Origin of the sequence: Roseibium sp. (assembly GCF_048261595.1) — a bacterium.
GTDB lineage: Bacteria > Pseudomonadota > Alphaproteobacteria > Rhizobiales > Stappiaceae > Roseibium.
On sequence record NZ_JBLXFW010000002.1, the window covers coordinates 748,024 to 765,973 of the forward strand.

The following is a 17,950-nucleotide window of genomic DNA, read 5'->3' on the forward strand; positions in this document are numbered from 1 at the left end:
GCCGCCGCTGGTCTCTTCACCCGAGGGCTAACCTGAGCTTTTCAGCTCCACCTCGGATGTAGGCGCCAGAGACGCTGTCTGCCTGTCGGCGAGCTTCGCCAGGAGTTTCTCAATTTCACAGGCTATCTCGTCTCCATGGGTGTGGTGAGGCATATGCCCCGCACCTTCGAGCAGAATCAGCTCAGCATCCGGCATATCCCTGATCAGCCCCTCGCTGTGAATGCTCGGCCAGACCACCGTATCCTGATCACCGGTAATAACGACGCCGGGCTGCTTCATGTCTCCATAGCGCCGGGACTGGTGCTTCAGAAATCCCTTGAGCCCGGCAACATCCATCGCATTGGCCCGGAAGCTGTGCGGCCTGAAAAGAAGTGGCAGCTTGATCTCGGCGGCATAATTCTCGATTGCGGGATGCGGACTGAACACTCCGGATATTGAAGCCGGTGCGAGCCGCTCCGCGACCGGTAGCGTGATGGTACGGCAGAACAGCGGCCCGAAAAGAGGCATGGCCGCCAGCCTGTAGTACCAGTTGATGCCACCCGGCCAGGGATGGGTTGCAGGCGCAACAAAAACGGTGCCCGAGACGACGTCCGGCCGTTCCAGTGCGAGCGCGGCCGAAACCGAGGCACCAAGCGAGTGCCCGACCACAACACAGTCGTCTATGCCAAGCTTGTCGAGCAGGGCACCAATGCTGCGAGCCTGCTCGACCGGATTCGCATGCCGTTCCGGCTCACGCCGGGAGTGGCCAAGGCCCGGACGGTCGACGAACAAGAGCTCGTGCCGCCCTTCGAACCTGTCCTTGAAGGCAATCAGAGGATCGAGGGCATTGCCACTGGCGCCATGAACGAAAACCAGTGCAGGCCTCTTTCCGTCATGGTGAGGCAGGGCGTAGTGAAAGTAGTGCAGCCTGACACTGTCCACCAAGGCAAATTCGCCCTCCGGACCATGTCGGTCGTCAATCTGTCTGGTCTTCCAGGCTGTGTACAGGCCGCCAAGCAAGAGAACAGCGGCCAGGATGATCAATACTGTTTCCATCGGGAGAATATTAGAGCGCGCCAAGGTGACTGCAATGGATCACCAGCCGGAAATGTCCAGGACAAAGCTGGATCAGATCGGCTCGCCTGCGGCGGCCTTTTCCAGAGACTCGATAGATTCGCGGGCGTTCTTGAGCCCCGGGTGAATTTCGACGGCCTGCTTGAATGTGGACAACGCCCTTTTTTCCTGACCGAGACGTCGCTGAATGATGGCAAGCCCGGACAAAGCGCCCCAATGGCGGGGTTCAAGCGCCAGCGTCCGCTCGATATCAGCCAACGAGCGCCCGAAATCCTTCTGCATGTAGAAGACAGTGGCACGCCTGTTCCAGCCTTCGGCGAAATCAGGTTCAAGCGTAACGACAACATCAAGAAGATCCAGCGCAAGGGGAAGGTCATCCCCTTTCAACGCTGCACCTGCACGCGCCATCAGGAGGTCGACGGTATCGCTTCCCGATTCGAGCCAGAGGATCTGGATCCTCCGGGCGATGCCATCCGCAATCTTGTCGTTCTCGGCCCGGCCGAGACTGGCAAACAGGTCCTCGAGCTCACTTGCAGGAGGTGGACCGTCATTATCGACCACGGCGGCGCCGGAATTCTCGTTTTCCGGGATCAGCGTCTCAAGGTCGTTGACAGAAGGCTCCTCCGCATCCGGCCCCAGATCAGGTTCCGTTTGCGCCGTCGCCATGCTGAGTGGCCAGAGAATCGAAATGACAAACAAAAAAAGCCGCATGCCGACAAGATACCTTGCCGGCTGCAGCGGTCAATCCGTGAAACGGACAATCAAGAGATCACAAAGACGCTATCGCGCCTCGCGCAATCAGCCCTGGCGAGCCTTGAAGCGCGGGTTCTTCTTGTTGATGATGTAGACACGGCCTTTGCGACGAACCATGCGGTTTTCGCGGTGGCGGGTCATAAGCGCTTTGAGCGAGTTCTTGATCTTCATGACACTGTCCCCGAAGGGCCCTTTACCCGTAAACATGAAACGAGCGCCTGAGGCGCTCGCTGTGACTGGTTTCCCCGGGAAGCCGCTGCAAGACCCCTCGTCCTGCGCAGATCCTGATGTCCGGGATCCACCCGCGCCGATCTGACCAAAATGTCGAAAAGCGCAAAAATGGTGGGCGTGACAGGGATTGAACCTGTGACCCCTTCGATGTCAACGAAGTGCTCTCCCGCTGAGCTACACGCCCGAATTTCTCGGTATCACTGCGCCGCAACGCCGTGGTGGGGAGCGATATAACGGGGTTCTTTGAACGACGCAACACCCTTTTTTACAGAACCGTCAAACAATTCCACAGGCATGTTGTTCAAGCCCCGCAGCTGCCTGCCATCAGGCAGCGAGCATCTTGTCCACCTCCTGAACGAGGTCCTTCAGGTGGAATGGCTTGGAGAGAACCTTGGCATCCTTCGGCGCGTCCGACTCCGGATTGAGGGCAACAGCTGCAAAGCCCGTAATGAACATGACCTTCAGGTCCGGGTCGAGCTGCGTCGCTCGGCGCGCCAGCTCGATACCGTCCATTTCAGGCATGACGATATCTGTCAGCAGAAGCGAGAAGGGCTCCTCCCGGAGGCGCTCATAGGCGCTTTTGCCATTATCGAAGGAGACGACGTCATGTCCGGCATTTTCCAGGGCCTTCGCCAGAAAGCGGCGCATGTCATTGTCGTCTTCCGCAAGAAGGATACGCGGCATCGTTTGCAACCATTACATCACGAGGGAACATAGCGAACGGGTGGTACCCCGCCGACCTCCCGCTCGGTTATAGTCGGAATACGGCGTAAAGATAGAGTGAAACCGTTCGCATGGGGATCCCGGCTGGTTTCTGTGGACTGCGTGTTGATTCCTTGGCACCATGGCAGGGAGGAAACGAAAGGGATCGATTTGGCCATAAGCGACACTGGAGATATCCCGTCGATCGATCAGGTCGACTTCAATGGCATGCCGCCATTCGAAGTGCTCGCTCCGGCAGACCAGCGCCTACCTTTCGTCTTCAACTCTCCACACTCCGGCTGCCAGTACCCGAAAAGTTTCCTCAATGCTTCCCGGCTTGATGAACGGTCGATCCGCCGCTCCGAGGACGCCTTCGTGGACAACCTCTTCCGGCACGTGGTCCCACTCGGCGCCCCTTTGCTGCGTGCGCATTTTCCCAGAGCCTACCTGGATGTGAACCGCGAGCCATATGAGCTCGATCCGAAGATGTTCGACGGGCGATTGCCCTCTTACGCAAATGTCCGCTCGATCCGTGTTGCCGGCGGCCTTGGCACCGTCGCCCGTATCGTCAGCGAATCGCATGAGATCTATCGCCATCGCCTCCCGGTCAGCGAGGCACTCATGCGGATCGAGGGGATCTACAAACCCTATCACTCTGCGCTGCGGCGTCTTTTGGCACAGACGCATGTCACCTTCGGATATGCTGTCCTGATAGATTGCCACTCCATGCCGTCTACCGTGCGGTGCCAAAGTTCCAACCAGCGGCCTGACTTCATCCTTGGCGACAGGTACGGCACCAGCTGCTCACCTGACCTCACCGAATATGCCGCCTCGATCCTCGAAGGTCTCGGCTACTCAGTCAGTCGCAACAAGCCCTATGCCGGCGGTTTCATTACCGAACATTATGGCCGCCCCGCACGAGGACTTCATGCGCTTCAGCTCGAAATCAATCGTGGCATCTACATGGATGAACCGAGCCATACGCCACACGCAGGTTTCGAGCGCCTGAAACAGGATCTGGCGATTTTCGCCCGGGAACTCACCGCAATGCCCGACGCGGGACTTGCAATCGATGCGATGGCTGCTGAATAAGGATTTTCAAAAAGAGAATAAAAAAGGGGCCGCACAAATGGCGGCCCGAGTCTAGGGAGGAAACGCCCAAGGAGGGCGGCGCTACTTCGAAAACTCGTTTCGCGCTGCAATAAAATTCGCACCGCAGCGCACAAACGTCAAGCTCGGCTTATAGGCAGACACTGATCAAAAATTAGCCACGCATCTGATCTGATCATCGTGACATTTAGCTTGCTTCAGAATAACTACCTGTTTTGGAAAGAAAATAGCGTCCATTACGCTTCGCCAGGCGGCTGTAGACGCAGATTTGGAACCCATACCAAATGAGTACCCCTACCATGCAGCTGTCGCATAGCTTCGCCGACTTCCTGGAAACACTTGCGGAAGCCTCGTCCAAAGCCATCATGCCTCATTTCAGAAACGGGCATGACGTGGAGAACAAGCTGGATGGCGGCTTCGATCCCGTCACCATCGCCGATCGGGCCGGTGAAACGGCAATGCGCGAGCTGATCAACCAACGCTATCCCGATCACGGAATCCTGGGCGAAGAGCATGGGCCGGAAAACCTCGATGCCGAGAACGTGTGGGTACTTGACCCGATCGATGGGACCCGGGCGTTCATCACCGGCCTTCCTACATGGGGAACGCTGATCGGGCTGACGACAAACAGCAAACCCTCTCTCGGCATGATGGTGCAGCCCTATGTCGGAGAGTACTACGCCGGAGATTGCACCTCCGCGGTCTACAAGGGTCCGGTCGGCTCAAAGACACTGAAGACGCGAAGCTGCAATGCGCTCCAGGACGCGGTCATGTTCACAACGACCCCAGCCCTGTTCCCGCCAGCTGAACGTGAGGTCTACGACATCATTGAAGCGCAGACCAAACTCGCCCGCTACGGTACCGATTGCTATGGCTACTGCATGGTGGCGGCGGGCCTTGCAGATATCGTCATCGAGAGTGGCCTGCAGGCCTACGATATCGTCGCGCTTATACCGATCATCGAAGGGGCTGGCGGCGTCGTGACCAACTGGAACGGCGGTTCTGCCGCTCAAGGCGGTCAGGTCCTCGCGACGGGTGATCCGAGGCTCCATGAGATCGTTCTCAAGAAACTTTCAGCCTGCGCAGCTTAGGTAGAGGCTGCTGGCATTTGCCAGCAGAGGCTCGGAAACGGTCGGCCGAGGCTTTAGCGAACCTGTCCTGGGATGAAAGCGTCGAAGGCAGCCCAGAACTGATTGCGGATGTGATCCCGCTCCATCATCAGCTCGTGCTCCGCGCCGGCAATCTCTAGGAATCCGGCAGCTTTCATGTGCGACACGAGCTCTTCGGTCGCCCTTGTCGAAACGATCCGGTCATGCCCTGCGGCCACAACGAGACACGGTAACGAGACGCTCGGACCATAATCACGACGGCGAAAGCCCTTGATTGCCCGCGTGACCGCGTAAAGCCAGCTGACCGTGGCAGATCCGATACCGAGTTCAGGGGCGGCACGAAGAACAGCCTCTGCCCGCTCAAAACGAGCCTTGTCCCGGGTCTGGCGATTCTTTTCGAACGCGATGAAGAGATCGCCATTGCCGCCGGGAACATACATCCGGCCGAGGCCGATCATTTTCAAAAACGTTGCAAGCCGGAATGCCCAGCGCTCTTTCCAGCCATTGTCCAACATTCCTGTCAGCGGCGAGCTCAAGACGACACGGTCGAGCATGGTTCTCAAGCGCTGTGCATCGGAAAGCAGGATTGCCCCACCTGTGGAATGGGCCAGGGCGAAGTGCGGGCCGGGGTATTCCGCGAGCGACACCTTTTTCAGGACCGTATGCAGATCGTCGCGATATTGCCCGAAGCCAGCGACATAGCCCTTGCGCTTGTTTCGCAGGGCACGGTCGGATCCGCCCTGACCACGCCAATCGAATGTCACAACAGCAAAGCCGCGCTGCCTCAGTTCCTCGATGACCTCGAAGTATTTTTCGATGAACTCCGAACGCCCCTGCAACAGTGTGACCGTGCCTTTGCGCGTCCCGCCAGTCGAAGGCCAATGCGCGTATCGGATCTTCACGCCGTCCGCCGTCTCGACAAAGCCGGATGTCACGCCCGCGGGCAAGGGATTTTCGGGAATATCAATCAGCGTCATGAGGCAATCGCCCTTGTCGGAAACCGAAATGCGTTTGCTGCACGATAGCCCGGTCACGACTTGAAACAACTGCGAAATTCTGTTCGCAGTTGTTTCGGTAGCTAGCCATGGCTCACCAGCGGTAGCTCCAGTGAAAACCACGCCCGGCCGGACGCATGTGAAGGATCTGCCCGCTTACCCGATCAACAACAATCCGGAAAGGAACACCGTTTCGGCCAATTGCAGATACCTTGAAGACAAATGGCTTCCGGTCTTCGATCCGAATCCGATGAAATCCGCGATGGCGCAGGCTTCGGCGAACCTCCTTGACGCCCATCCTGTATCCATGCCGGCCGAACCGCTCATGCTCCTGCCAGTGCCCGCGCGGACCTCCGCGATCATTGCTTCTCGCGAAGTCGTCTCCGCGCATCTCGCGATGATGATCGCGGCCGTTATGGTCTCGGGGAGCCGCCTGCGCAGAACCTGCCAGGACGGCGACAGCAACAAGTGCGGCAACGGGGATACCAAGAGCTTTCTTGAAGGTCATCATATTCACTCTCCTCAGAATTCAGACATCAGCCGATCGCTGATGTTGAGAAGAATTTGCCACGCCGCCCTTGAACCGAACCGGAAGCACCTGTTCAGCGGACGTTCATGTTCAAACCAACGATGAAAACCTCTTGAAAGCCGAAAATTCCGACACCACCTGATCTCATGCGGGTGCCAAGAGGGCCCGCAAGGTGCCAGTCCTGCCAAGATGGGGGACACCGGACCTTCGAGACCATATCTGTTGCTCAACAAAGAGGACCGAACACATGCGTCACTTTGATTTTTCGCCGCTCTATCGCTCGACCGTTGGCTTTGACCGGCTCTTTTCCATGTTGGATTCCGCCAACTCGGATGCACCGAGCTATCCGCCCTACAACATCGAACGCACCGGCGAGAACGCCTATCGCATTTCGATGGCCGTTGCGGGCTTTTCCGAAAACGATCTTTCCGTCGAAGCCAAGGAACACGTTCTGACGATCAAGGGCGACAAGGCAGAGGAAGAGGAAAACCGCGACATCCTTTACCGCGGCATTGCTTCCAGAACCTTTGAGCGGCGCTTCCAGATTGCCGAATACGTCCGCGTCGAGGGCGCGCATCTGGAAAATGGCCTGCTCCACATCGATCTCGTACGCGAGCTTCCCGAAGCGATGAAGCCGCGCAAGATCGAAATCGGTAGCGGTTCACCGAAACAGATCGAGACCAAGGCTCACTAACGAGCCGCCGGTCTTCCTGTCCGACCTCCCAAGGCTCTGACAATGAGGGCGTCCGGATTATCCGGGCGCCCTTTCATTTCACGATCAAAGCAATTCCAGGAAGCAGTCAACGTCCTCAGGCGTTGTCGCGAAATTCGCAACGAGCCGCAGGCAGACCTCTTCCCCTGACGGCCTCGAGCCTTCCGGGAGGCCGTCGGCCGGCCATTCATAGAACATGGCCCCGGCTTCGCGCAGACGACTGACTTTCTCTTGTGGCAATATCGGAAAGACTTCGTTGGCTTCTACAGGCCACGCAGTACGCCCACCGGTTCTGCGAATGCCCTCCGCCAATCGCTGAGCCATCTCATTTGCATGCGCAGCGGAACCGAGCCAACTGTCGTCGGCAAAATATCCCTCGAACTGGGCCGCAACAAAGCGGCTCTTTGAAAAGAGGTGCCCTGCCCTTTTTCGGAAATACTCAAAGCCCTTGGCCTGTTCGGGATTGAAGAAGACCACTGCCTCGGCACACCAGCAGCCGTTTTTGGTGGCGCCAAATGACAAAACGTCGACACCCGCCATCCACGTCATCTCCGCAGGAGTGACGCCGAGCGACACGAGTGCGCTAGCAAAGCGGGCTCCGTCCATATGCAACGGGATGCCCCGCTCGTCTGCCGCTGCCTTGATCGCGCGAATTTCGTCAAGGGTGTAGACGGTCCCGCATTCCGTCGACTGCGTGATCGAAACGCTGGCAACCTGTCCATGATGGACGACGCCTTCCGGGAAGGCTTTCATGGCATTGCGCAATGCGTCGGCAGTGATCTTGCCGTCGGCGCCGTTTATCGGCACCAGCTTTTCACCACCGGTCAAAAACTCCGGACAACCGCACTCGTCGACCTGGATGTGTGAATCCGAGTGACAGAACACAGCCCCGCCCGGCCGGGCAAACGCCGACAGTGCCAAGGCGTTCGCGGCTGTACCGGTTGCAACGAAGTAAACGGAGACGTCGCGCTCGAAAATTGCGGAAAAGGTGCGGGTAACGTCGGCGGTAAGCGGATCGGCGCCGTATGCCGACGCCAATCCGGTCGAGTGGCGGTTCAGGGCTTCCATCACCGAAGCCGTTGCACCCGCCCAATTGTCACTGGAAAAGTTCATTCCTCGCTTTAATCAGCTTCACAAGCAGGGAGCAAGCGGGCCGGCGCGACAAAGACCTCAAACAGTGATCAGTAGTAGCGCTCACGTCGGCTGTAGTGGGTCGAGAGCACCCTGTCCACGGAGACCGCTCCGGGGCCTTTCAACATCGGCACAAGCAAGACGAAGATCCACAACAGGCGCTGGTCAAGGATCAGCGACGTGGGATTGCCGTCAAACAGCGCACCGATCGTTTCGGCTTCCACAAAGTGACCGGTGATGTCGACATAGGACATGACGATAACGAAGATGATCATTCCAAGGCTCGCCACACGGGTAAACAGTCCGATGACGACCAGGATCGGAAGGATAATCTCACCCCAGGTCCCCAAAAGCACGATCAAGCCATAGGGAAAGAAGCCGATCTGGCTGGTGTCATAGCCAACCTGCTCCATGAGGGTCGGAAGAATCTGGGCGTAGGCGCCGTCACTCGGCGACAGGAAACCAAACAGGCCGTTGCCCATCTTGGTTAGGGCGGAGTTGATGAAGTAGACCAGCAACGTGCTGGCGAAGACGGCACGTGCCGCGAGACCAAGAAACCATCCGCTAGTGAGCCGCTCCAGCGCCCCGAAGACTGTATTATGCAAATTGACCAGAAGACTGATTAGCGCACCCATCCTACGCATTCCTTTCATTTAGCCCGCCGCGCGAGCTTCGTACATGATCGAGGTGTGCGCCAAACACACCGTTGGTTAGAAAATCGCCAAGCGTGGCACCAAGATCGAAAGCCTCGTGCTCCGACGCGGCAGCTTCGGCGGCTGCACCAAGCGTTCGGCCCTCCTGCAGACACTCCAGAAAAACCGCAGCGCCGGGGCGCAAAAGCAGGATTGCGACATCCAGGTCAGGACGGGCCACCAGGACATCCTGGGGATCGTCCATATCGATGGCGTGGTCGCCCTCCTCATCAAAACGGTTAGCCGCAACCAGCGAAAACACCGGCCAGACAGACTTCACCACGCGCACTGCCGGATGAATCGTGAAGCGGACCTGACCCAACTTCTCCGGATCGACCGCTGAAAGCACACCCGGATCCAGGACCGGTGCATCTTCTGCATGGTAGGCTTCGAGCCAGGTCCATTCGAGCTGCGCGACATCCGAAAGATACGGGTAGGCCTTCAAAGGCTCGAAGTCCTCAATGAAGCCCGGAAACCGGTCGCCGTACCACAAAAGCACTGGCGACGTCGGCGGGTACTCGGCAACGAACGCACGGGCAAGCGCCTTGAAGTATTCCTCTCCCAGCATCTTCTGCACCGCCGGGAAGCTCTCCTCGATCGCCTCGACGAGCGAGACCGCGACATTGTTTCTGTAAACGCTGAAACGCTTGGGCGCAGGTTTCCCATCCGGTCCGATAATACCGTGCGGCATCGGACACTGCGGCTGCAACAATGCCTCGCTGAAATCGTCTAGCAAACTTGTTTGTGAATGAGCTTCATCCGGCAAGACGGGCCTCCACCGGCTGGGCGCGATCGAGTACCGCGTGAGCCAATTCGACCTCGCGCAGCAGGACTGGCCAGGCAGGAAGGTCATTGTCCCATTCGATGAGAGTCGGCAAGGGACCTGTCCTTGCGATCAGGATCTCATAAAGACGCCAGACAGCTTCATCCACTTCCCGGTCGTGGGCGTCGATCAGCAAGGGACGGCCTTCGTCATCAATATCCGGCGCGTGGCCGCCAAGATGGATCTCGCCAACATGCTCGACCGGAAACTCTGCCAGGTAGGCTTCGGCGGAACGCTCGTGGTTCACGCAGGAAACATGGACATTATTGACGTCGAGCAGAAGTCCGCAGCCGGTTCGCGCGACGATCTGCTTCAGGAAATCAAGCTCGCTCATCGTGCTTTGCTCGAAGGCGACATAGGTAGACGGATTTTCCAGAAGCATCCGCCGCCCAACAACGGACTGCACTTCATCGATATGGTCGCAGACCCGTTCCAGCGTTTCCTCGTCGTAGGGAACCGGCAGAAGGTCATTATAATAGGTCGTGTCGTGGGTAGACCAAGCCAGGTGTTCGGAGAACAGCCCCGGCTCATAGCGTTCGTTCAACGCCTTCAACCTCTGGAGATGCGCCTTGTCCAAGGGCCCCTCGGCACCGATGGACAGCCCGACACCATGCAGAGAGATCGGATACTCGCGCCTGATCGCTTCAAGCTGGCGATGCGGCATGCCTCCGGCACCCATGTAGTTCTCTGCGTGGACCTCAAAGAACCCCACACTCGGACGGGTTGATAGGATCTCGCTGACGTGCTCACCCTTCAAACCCGCTCCGGCTCTTGCCGGGATGCCAGCTGCGGTCCGCTCGCTTTCTTTCGGAATCTTCATGGCTTGCATCGCCTCGTCAAAAAGAATGACCGGGCAGCCGGGCTGCCCGGTTCAGCAGTCAATCCACCCGCATCAGGCCTTCGGAAGGTCACGGTCGAGTTCGGTCAGTGATCCCTTGCGGCCATCCGGAAGTTCCATGGAGATACAGGTACCCTTCGGAACGAGAGTCCAGGCATTGCCCTGATAGTCGACGGTCGACGTACCAGCGCAAGACGTGCCGGCGCCTGCCTTGCAGTCGTTCTTGCCTTTCAGGGAAACCCCGTAGCACTTTTCCTTCGCCTGGGCGTGAGCGGCGGTCGGAGCAGCAATCCCGGATACGGCGGTGGCAACTGCACCTGCGACAATTGCTGCGGTCATGATCTTTTGCATCGAATTTCCTCCATCGGAGCCGGTTTTCAAAAGGGCCAATGTTTCGCGTTTGCGGCGCCCTAAGGCAAAAATGGTCAGTGACTGTATCAATAGGAAATCAAACAGACGTGACACCGGCGCGAGCGGGAAACATATCTCCCGACACCCTCTACGCAACATTCTTTCACCGCACCGGCTCCGCGGCTACTAAAATGGCAGAATAGGACTCTTGGGGCGAAACAATAATAATAATGCGCTATATAAACGCACTTGCTACTGGCTTCGAAATCTGTCATGTTCGCGCCGCTCGGAATAGGACAGGAGCACTGTCCCATTTATCGGACCTGACGATGGAACTCGGCGCAAGAGCACCGGATCCGGGTCCTGAAGATCTTAATCCGGGCAGACCATGGGGTTGACGTGTTGACGCAACCCCGATGCGGGCATCCGGATCGAAACGGGTGTTCGGCGGCGGACCAACCGCTGCGTCAATGAAGCGTTTCGCTTTTAAGCAGTGAGACGCTACACATTTCGACAGAGCCGGGGCTGAAAGCCAGGGTCGTCGCACGAGCCGCGTTCCGAAAAGGAGTGCGACGCGAACGGGACCGGACGCTTCAGCTGCGGGAGTTTTGGGGAAACCGTGAGGGCGCAAATGACGAAGATAGAGCTGACGACCAGCACAGCGTTGCAGGCCAGTGGAATTGGAGCGGAATCCACAACCGCCACCAAATCCGATTTGGCCACTCGACTGGGCACGGCCGCCGACAAAGGGCTCTATAACCCCTCGCGCGAGCATGATGCCTGTGGCGTAGGTTTCGTTGCCCACATGAAGGGCGAGAAGTCTCATCGTGTCGTTGCAGACGGGCTCCAGGTCCTCGAAAACCTGACGCATCGTGGTGCCGTTGGCGCAGACCCGCTGATGGGCGACGGCGCCGGCATGCTGGTGCAGATCCCTCATGACTTCTTCGCCGCAGAACTCGGCGCAAAGGGTATCACCCTGCCGGAGCGCGGAGAGTATGGTGTCGGCTTCATCTTCCTGCCGCAGGACACGAACCTGCGCCAGAAGTGCAAGGAAATCATCGAGCGCGTTATCGCGTCCGAAGGTCAGGGCCTGATCGGCTGGCGCGACGTTCCGGTCGACAACTCCTCCCTTTCCAAGGCTCCTGATATCGCCGCAACCGAACCGGTTTCCGAACAGGTCTTCATCAAGCGTTCCGAAGGCGAAGATGATGCGACCTTCGAACGCCGCCTCTTTATTCTCCGCAAGGTCATTTCGAACAATGTCCGCGCAGAAACCAATGCTGTCGACAACGGCTTCTATATCGTGTCGCTCTCCAGCCGGACCATCGTCTACAAGGGCATGTTCCTGGCCTACCAGCTTGGCGCCTATTATCAGGACCTGAAGGACGAGCGCTTCGTCTCGGCCCTCGCTCTGGTCCACCAGCGTTTTTCCACCAACACGTTCCCGTCCTGGGACCTGTCGCACCCATACCGGATGGTTGCGCACAATGGTGAGATCAACACGCTGCGCGGCAACGTCAACTGGATGGCTGCCCGTCAGGCATCCGTGTCCTCGCCTCTCTTCGGCGAAGACATCACGAAGCTCTGGCCAATCTCCTATGAAGGCCAGTCCGACACCGCCTGCTTCGACAACGCACTCGAATTCCTCGTCATGGGGGGCTATTCGCTCGCCCACGCCGCGATGATGCTGATCCCGGAAGCCTGGGCCGGCAATCCGCTGATGGATGACAACCGCCGCGCGTTCTACGAATACCACGCGGCTCTGATGGAGCCGTGGGACGGACCCGCTGCTGTTGCATTCACGGATGGACGCCAGATCGGCGCTACGCTCGACCGTAACGGCCTGCGCCCTGCCCGCTACATCGTCACCGACGAAGACTTTGTCATCATGTCTTCCGAAGTCGGTGTTCTGCCGGTGCCGGAAGAAAAGATCGTCCGCAAGTGGCGCCTGCAGCCGGGCAAGATGCTGCTCATCGACCTTGAACAGGGCCGCATCATTTCCGACGACGAGATCAAGCGCGAGCTCTCGACCGCCAACCCTTACAAGGACTGGCTGCACAAGACCCAGATTGTTCTGGAAGACATGCCGGAAGTCCGTGGCCGTGCTCCGGTCGCAGGTGAGAGCCTGCTCGATCGCCAGCAGGCCTTCGGCTACAGCCAGGAAGACATCAAGCTCCTGATGACCCCGATGGCAACCATCGGTCAGGAAGCCATTGGCTCCATGGGCACCGACACGCCGATCTCCGCGCTGTCGGACAAGTCCAAGCTTCTCTACACCTATTTCAAGCAGAACTTCGCCCAGGTGACCAACCCGCCGATCGACCCGATCCGCGAGGAACTGGTCATGAGCCTGGTGTCGTTCATCGGTCCGCGGCCGAACCTCTTCGATCTGAAGGGCCTGTCCACCTCCAAGCGACTGGAAGTGCGCCAGCCAATCCTGACGAACGAGGATCTGGAAAAGATCCGCGCGATTGGCGACATCGCAGATAACCAGTTCTCTGCAAAGACGCTCGACATCACCTACTCTTCGGAGAAGGGCGCCGACGGCATGGAGGCAGCCCTTGAAGAGCTGTGCCAGCGTGCGGAAAAGGCTGTTCTGGATGGTGACAACATCATCATCCTGTCCGACCGCCTGGTCAGCCGCGCCCGGATTGCCATCCCTGCCCTTCTGGCGACGGCGGCCGTACACCATCATCTGATCCGCAAGGGTCTGCGCACGTCGGTCGGCCTCGTCGTTGAAACCGGCGAAGCTCGCGAAGTGCACCACTTCTGCGTCCTTGCAGGCTTCGGCGCCGAAGCGATCAACCCGTATCTTGCGTTCGAGACGCTTCTGTCGATGCACGCGGAAATGGACTTCCCGGAAGAGGTCGACGAGCACGAAGTCGTCTATCGCTACATCAAGTCCATCGACAAGGGCATCCTGAAGGTTATGTCCAAGATGGGCATCTCGACCTATCAGTCCTATTGCGGCGCGCAGATCTTCGACGCCGTCGGGCTCTCGACCGAGTTCGTGAAGAAGTACTTCTTCGGCACGGCAACGACGATCGAAGGCGTTGGCCTTGCGGAAGTCGCTCAGGAGACCGTTCTGCGTCACGAGGAAGCCTTCGGCGACGTCGCGATCCTGCGCCGCTCGCTGGATGTAGGTGGCGAATATGCCTATCGCGTTCGTGGCGAGAGCCATATGTGGACGCCGGACTCAATCGCGACCCTGCAACACGCTGTCCGCTCCAAGCTGCCGGACATGTACCGTGCGTTTGCGAAGCATGTGAACGAGGAAACCGGACGCTTCGCGATCCGCGGCATGTTCCGCATCAAGGGCGCTGATGAACTTGGCCGCAAGCCGATCGACCTCAGCGAAGTCGAACCTGCCGAACAGCTGGTCAAGCGCTTCGTTACGGGCGCCATGTCGTTCGGCTCCATCTCGCGTGAAGCCCATACGTCCCTGGCGATTGCGATGAATGCGATCGGCGGAAAGTCGAACACAGGTGAAGGCGGCGAAGAGCCGGAGCGTTTCAACCCGCTCCCGGATGGTTCGTCGAACCCGCAGCGCTCTGCGATCAAGCAGGTTGCATCCGGTCGTTTCGGCGTTACCACCGAGTATCTCGTCAACTCCGACATGATCCAGATCAAGGTTGCCCAGGGTGCAAAGCCCGGCGAAGGCGGCCAGCTGCCGGGTCACAAGGTAGACGCGGTCATTGCAAAGGTTCGCCATTCGACCCCGGGCGTCGGCCTGATTTCGCCACCGCCGCACCACGACATCTATTCGATCGAGGATCTGGCGCAGCTGATCTACGATCTGAAGAACGTCAACCCGACTGCCGATATCTCGGTCAAGCTGGTATCAGAAGTAGGCGTTGGTACGGTTGCGGCAGGCGTTGCCAAGGCCCGCGCAGACCATATCACCGTTTCCGGCTACGACGGCGGCACCGGCGCATCGCCGCTGACCTCCATAAAGCACGCCGGTAGCCCCTGGGAAATCGGCCTCGCCGAGACCCAGCAGACACTGGTTCTGAACGGACTTCGTTCGCGCATCGCACTGCAGGTAGACGGCGGTCTTCGCACCGGTCGTGACGTGCTGGTCGGCGCCCTTCTCGGCGCAGACGAGTTCGGCTTCTCGACCGCTCCGCTGATTGCCGCAGGCTGCCTGATGATGCGCAAGTGTCACCTCAACACCTGCCCGGTCGGCATCGCGACCCAGGACCCGGTCCTGCGGAAGCGCTTCAAGGGCACCCCGGAACACGTCATCAACTACTTCTTCTTCGTTGCTGAAGAACTGCGTGAGCTGATGGCTGCCCTGGGTGTTGCCAAGCTCGACGACATCATTGGCCGCTCCGACTTCCTCGACAAGGACGCCGCGATCGACCACTGGAAGGCGTGTGGCCTCGACTTCAGCCGTATCTTCTTCCAGCCGGAGGCAACGCCGGAAGAGACCCGCTGGACTGAACGCCAGGAACATCCGATCGTCGATATCCTCGATCGTCGCCTGATCGCGGCTGCCAAGCCGGCGCTGGACGCCAAGGAACCGACCATCATCGACGAGACCATCTGCTCCGTCGACCGCTCGGTCGGTGCCATGCTCTCCGGTGAGATCGCCAAGCGCTACGGCGCAAAGGCTCTTCCGGACGACACGCTGAAGATCAACCTCAAGGGAACCGCGGGTCAGGCATTCGGTGCATTTGTCGCAAAGGGCGTGACCATCGATCTCGAGGGCGATGCCAACGACTATGTCGGCAAGGGACTGTCGGGTGGTCGGATCATCGTCCGCCCGCCGGCGAACACCCGGATCATTCCGGAAGATTCCATCATCGTCGGTAACACCGTTCTTTACGGCGCGACCACCGGTGAATGTTACTTCCGCGGTGTTGCAGGCGAACGCTTCGCCGTCCGCAACTCCGGTGCTCTTGCCGTTGTTGAAGGCGTCGGCGACCACGGTTGCGAATACATGACCGGAGGCGTCATCGTCGTCATCGGTCAGACCGGACGCAACTTTGCCGCCGGCATGTCTGGCGGTATCGCCTACGTCCTGGACGAGGACGGCACCTTCCGGGACCGCTGTAACCTGGCCATGGTGGATATCGAACCGGTCCAGGAAGAGGACGACCTTCTCGAAAAGCTGCACCACCATGGCGGTGACATCGAGCACAAGGGCCGCGTCGACATCAGCGGCGACATGACCCGTCACGACGATGAACGGCTTCGTCAGCTTCTGACAAAGCACGTTCAGTACACCGGCTCGTCCCGAGCGCAGGCAATTCTGGATGATTGGGCGACCTTCCGTCCGAAATTCGTCAAGGTGATGCCGGTCGAGTACCGTCGTGCGCTGCGCGAAATGGAAGAGAAGCGGCTCGGCATGGTCGCGGCGGAGTAACGCCGAAATCTGGAACTGAACTGGCTCTCGGGCGCTCCGGCGCCCGGTCGCAGCCGACAATGTGACAAGAGATTATTGAGGAGGTCACCTTGGGCAAGGTAACCGGATTTTTGGAAATCGACCGGCAGGAACAGAAGTACGCTCCTGCCTCGGACCGTATTCGCCATTTCCGCGAGTTCACGATTCCGCTTGCGGAGAATGAAATCGAGCGTCAGGCGGCGCGCTGCATGGATTGCGGTATCCCGTTCTGCCATGGACCGACCGGCTGTCCCGTCAACAACCAGATTCCCGACTGGAACGACCTGGTTTATGGCGGTGACTGGGACTTGGCGCTGCGCAACCTGCACTCCACCAACAACTTCCCGGAATTCACGGGCCGCATCTGCCCCGCTCCATGCGAGGAAGCCTGCACCCTGAACCTTGAAGACATTCCGGTGAATATCAAGTCCGTGGAACAGGCTATTGCCGACAAGGGCTGGGCCGAGGGCTGGATCGTACCGGAACCGGCCGCGACCAAGACCGGCAAGGCCGTTGCCATCATCGGTGCCGGCCCGGCGGGCATGGCAGCTGCCCAGCAGCTCGCACGTGCCGGTCACACGGTTCATGTCTATGAGCGCGAGAGCAAGGCCGGTGGCCTGCTGCGCTACGGCATCCCCGATTTCAAGATGGAAAAGCACTACATCGATCGCCGTGTCGAGCAGATGGAAGCTGAAGGTGTAACGTTCCATTACAACGTCAATGTCGGCGTCACCGTCACCATGGACGAGCTGACCGAGCGCCATGACGCCGTAATCCTTTGCGCAGGCGCCGAGCGTCCGCGCGACCCGGGTGTCGGCGGGATGGAACTCGAGGGCTGCCATTGGGCGATGGACTACCTCGTCCAGCAGAACCGCCGCGTCGGTGGCGAACCGGAGCTTGGGCCATATGCAACCGTCGGTCCGATCTGGGCAGCCGGCAAGCACGTTGTCGTCATCGGCGGCGGCGACACCGCTTCTGACTGCGTCGGAACGGCTTTCCGCCAGGGTGCCTTGTCCGTGACTCAGCTCGACATCCGCCCGATTCCGCCTCTCAAGGAAGACAAGATGACCGTCTGGCCGTATTGGCCGACCAAGTTCCGCACGTCTTCCTCGCAGGCTGAAGGCGCGGAGCGCGAATTCTCTGCAGCGACCCTTGCCCTTGTAGGCGAAGATGGGCATGTCACCGGCGTCAAATGCGCCCGCGTTGATGAGAAGCGCCGTCCCATCGAAGGCACCGAGTTCATCCTGCGTGCAGATCTCGTCCTGGCAGCAATCGGCTTCTCAGGCCCGCGCCTCGACACCTACGTTGCCCAGGCTGATGAAAAGCTCGAGCTTGACGGTCGTACGAACGTCAAGGCGAATACCGAGGACTACAAGACGAGTCTCGACAAGGTTTTCGCAGCGGGTGATGTTCGCCGCGGTCAGTCGCTGGTCGTCTGGGCAATCCGTGAAGGCCGCCAGGCGGCCCGTTCTGTCGATGAATTCCTGACGGGAACGACCGACTTGCCGCTCTGAGGCCATCGCAGACCGAAGAAA

Annotated in this window: 16 protein-coding genes and 1 tRNA gene; 6 read left to right on the top strand and 11 right to left on the bottom strand. The window is 59.1% G+C overall.

Translation table 11 applies throughout. The features are described 5' to 3' along the window. Positions 1-27: 27 nt before the first annotated feature. The 5 genes from ACN0SY_RS10750 to cpdR all read right to left on the bottom strand — a co-directional run bounded on the left by ACN0SY_RS10750 (position 28) and on the right by cpdR (position 2,721). A complete protein-coding gene (locus tag ACN0SY_RS10750; RefSeq protein ID WP_417687115.1) occupies positions 28-1,035 on the bottom strand; it encodes an alpha/beta fold hydrolase in 1,008 nt (335 codons plus the stop codon). Between the two features lie 72 nt (positions 1,036-1,107). After that, positions 1,108-1,719 (bottom strand): tetratricopeptide repeat protein, encoded by a 612-nt coding sequence (locus tag ACN0SY_RS10755; RefSeq protein WP_417687116.1) that lies wholly within the window; start codon positions 1,717-1,719, stop codon positions 1,108-1,110. A 132-nt stretch (positions 1,720-1,851) separates the two neighbouring features. Further along, complete coding sequence (gene ykgO / locus ACN0SY_RS10760; RefSeq protein ID WP_008196524.1) at positions 1,852-1,977, bottom strand: type B 50S ribosomal protein L36; 126 nt, start codon at positions 1,975-1,977, stop codon at positions 1,852-1,854. 169 nt (positions 1,978-2,146) lie between these two features. Beyond that, positions 2,147-2,221: transfer RNA gene (locus tag ACN0SY_RS10765), tRNA-Val, on the bottom strand. 140 nt (positions 2,222-2,361) lie between these two features. Then, positions 2,362-2,721, bottom strand: coding sequence for a cell cycle two-component system response regulator CpdR (gene cpdR, locus ACN0SY_RS10770; protein ID WP_417687117.1), 360 nt, complete (start codon positions 2,719-2,721; stop codon positions 2,362-2,364). A gap of 246 nt (positions 2,722-2,967) precedes the next feature. On the opposite strand from cpdR, the gene ACN0SY_RS10775 reads away from it, so the two are divergent. Together ACN0SY_RS10775 and hisN are read left to right on the top strand one after the other, a co-directional pair. Continuing rightward, on the top strand, positions 2,968-3,831 hold the full coding sequence (locus ACN0SY_RS10775) for an N-formylglutamate amidohydrolase (protein ID WP_417687206.1): 864 nt from the start codon (positions 2,968-2,970) through the stop codon (positions 3,829-3,831). 302 nt (positions 3,832-4,133) lie between these two features. Continuing rightward, positions 4,134-4,940 carry a histidinol-phosphatase gene (gene hisN, locus ACN0SY_RS10780; protein WP_417687118.1) on the top strand — a complete coding sequence of 269 codons (807 nt, stop codon included), beginning with the start codon at positions 4,134-4,136 and terminating at the stop codon, positions 4,938-4,940. Between the two features lie 53 nt (positions 4,941-4,993). On the opposite strand, the gene ACN0SY_RS10785 is transcribed toward hisN, so the two are convergent. After that, complete coding sequence (locus ACN0SY_RS10785; protein ID WP_417687119.1) at positions 4,994-5,935, bottom strand: alpha/beta hydrolase; 942 nt, start codon at positions 5,933-5,935, stop codon at positions 4,994-4,996. A 157-nt stretch (positions 5,936-6,092) separates the two neighbouring features. On the opposite strand from ACN0SY_RS10785, the gene ACN0SY_RS10790 reads away from it, so the two are divergent. After that, positions 6,093-6,587 carry a hypothetical protein gene (locus ACN0SY_RS10790; RefSeq protein ID WP_417687120.1) on the top strand — a complete coding sequence of 165 codons (495 nt, stop codon included), beginning with the start codon at positions 6,093-6,095 and terminating at the stop codon, positions 6,585-6,587. Between the two features lie 142 nt (positions 6,588-6,729). Next, positions 6,730-7,176, top strand: coding sequence for an Hsp20 family protein (locus ACN0SY_RS10795; protein WP_417687121.1), 447 nt, complete (start codon positions 6,730-6,732; stop codon positions 7,174-7,176). An 84-nt stretch (positions 7,177-7,260) separates the two neighbouring features. Here the strand turns inward: ACN0SY_RS10795 and ACN0SY_RS10800 are convergent, their stop codons facing one another. The 5 genes from ACN0SY_RS10800 to ACN0SY_RS10820 form a co-directional block, all read right to left on the bottom strand. Continuing rightward, complete coding sequence (locus ACN0SY_RS10800; protein WP_417687122.1) at positions 7,261-8,307, bottom strand: threonine aldolase family protein; 1,047 nt, start codon at positions 8,305-8,307, stop codon at positions 7,261-7,263. A 68-nt stretch (positions 8,308-8,375) separates the two neighbouring features. Beyond that, positions 8,376-8,960, bottom strand: coding sequence for a DoxX family protein (locus ACN0SY_RS10805; protein WP_417687123.1), 585 nt, complete (start codon positions 8,958-8,960; stop codon positions 8,376-8,378). Position 8,961: 1 nt separating this feature from the next. Then, the gene (locus ACN0SY_RS10810) at positions 8,962-9,783 is read right to left on the bottom strand and encodes a DNA-binding domain-containing protein (protein WP_417687124.1); all 822 of its coding nucleotides are present in this window, start codon (positions 9,781-9,783) and stop codon (positions 8,962-8,964) included. Then, a complete protein-coding gene (locus tag ACN0SY_RS10815) occupies positions 9,773-10,660 on the bottom strand; it encodes a DUF692 domain-containing protein (RefSeq protein ID WP_417687125.1) in 888 nt (295 codons plus the stop codon). Before ACN0SY_RS10815 ends, ACN0SY_RS10810 begins: the two co-directional genes overlap by 11 nt. A gap of 72 nt (positions 10,661-10,732) precedes the next feature. Further along, a complete protein-coding gene (locus ACN0SY_RS10820; RefSeq protein WP_417687126.1) occupies positions 10,733-11,029 on the bottom strand; it encodes a DUF2282 domain-containing protein in 297 nt (98 codons plus the stop codon). Positions 11,030-11,660: 631 nt separating this feature from the next. Between ACN0SY_RS10820 and gltB the strand changes: the two genes are divergently transcribed. Together gltB and ACN0SY_RS10830 are read left to right on the top strand one after the other, a co-directional pair. Further along, positions 11,661-16,397 (top strand): glutamate synthase large subunit, encoded by a 4,737-nt coding sequence (gene gltB / locus ACN0SY_RS10825; RefSeq protein ID WP_417687127.1) that lies wholly within the window; start codon positions 11,661-11,663, stop codon positions 16,395-16,397. A gap of 89 nt (positions 16,398-16,486) precedes the next feature. Then, a complete protein-coding gene (locus tag ACN0SY_RS10830) occupies positions 16,487-17,929 on the top strand; it encodes a glutamate synthase subunit beta (protein WP_417687128.1) in 1,443 nt (480 codons plus the stop codon). The last annotated feature ends 21 nt before the right edge of the window (positions 17,930-17,950 follow it).

What these genes read in the sequence shown, in the direction of transcription:
- hisN (WP_417687118.1), top strand. Translation starts at nt 4,134, where the DNA reads ATGAGTACCCCTACCATGCAGCTGTCGCATAGCTTCGCCGACTTCCTG.
- ACN0SY_RS10750 (WP_417687115.1), bottom strand. Translation starts at nt 1,035, where the DNA reads ATGGAAACAGTATTGATCATCCTGGCCGCTGTTCTCTTGCTTGGCGGC.
- ACN0SY_RS10815 (WP_417687125.1), bottom strand. Translation starts at nt 10,660, where the DNA reads ATGAAGATTCCGAAAGAAAGCGAGCGGACCGCAGCTGGCATCCCGGCA.
- ACN0SY_RS10820 (WP_417687126.1), bottom strand. Translation starts at nt 11,029, where the DNA reads ATGCAAAAGATCATGACCGCAGCAATTGTCGCAGGTGCAGTTGCCACC.
- ykgO (WP_008196524.1), bottom strand. Translation starts at nt 1,977, where the DNA reads ATGAAGATCAAGAACTCGCTCAAAGCGCTTATGACCCGCCACCGCGAA.
- ACN0SY_RS10775 (WP_417687206.1), top strand. Translation starts at nt 2,968, where the DNA reads ATGCCGCCATTCGAAGTGCTCGCTCCGGCAGACCAGCGCCTACCTTTC.
- ACN0SY_RS10785 (WP_417687119.1), bottom strand. Translation starts at nt 5,935, where the DNA reads ATGACGCTGATTGATATTCCCGAAAATCCCTTGCCCGCGGGCGTGACA.
- gltB (WP_417687127.1), top strand. Translation starts at nt 11,661, where the DNA reads ATGACGAAGATAGAGCTGACGACCAGCACAGCGTTGCAGGCCAGTGGA.
- ACN0SY_RS10795 (WP_417687121.1), top strand. Translation starts at nt 6,730, where the DNA reads ATGCGTCACTTTGATTTTTCGCCGCTCTATCGCTCGACCGTTGGCTTT.
- ACN0SY_RS10755 (WP_417687116.1), bottom strand. Translation starts at nt 1,719, where the DNA reads ATGGCGACGGCGCAAACGGAACCTGATCTGGGGCCGGATGCGGAGGAG.
- ACN0SY_RS10800 (WP_417687122.1), bottom strand. Translation starts at nt 8,307, where the DNA reads ATGAACTTTTCCAGTGACAATTGGGCGGGTGCAACGGCTTCGGTGATG.
- ACN0SY_RS10805 (WP_417687123.1), bottom strand. Translation starts at nt 8,960, where the DNA reads ATGGGTGCGCTAATCAGTCTTCTGGTCAATTTGCATAATACAGTCTTC.
- cpdR (WP_417687117.1), bottom strand. Translation starts at nt 2,721, where the DNA reads ATGCCGCGTATCCTTCTTGCGGAAGACGACAATGACATGCGCCGCTTT.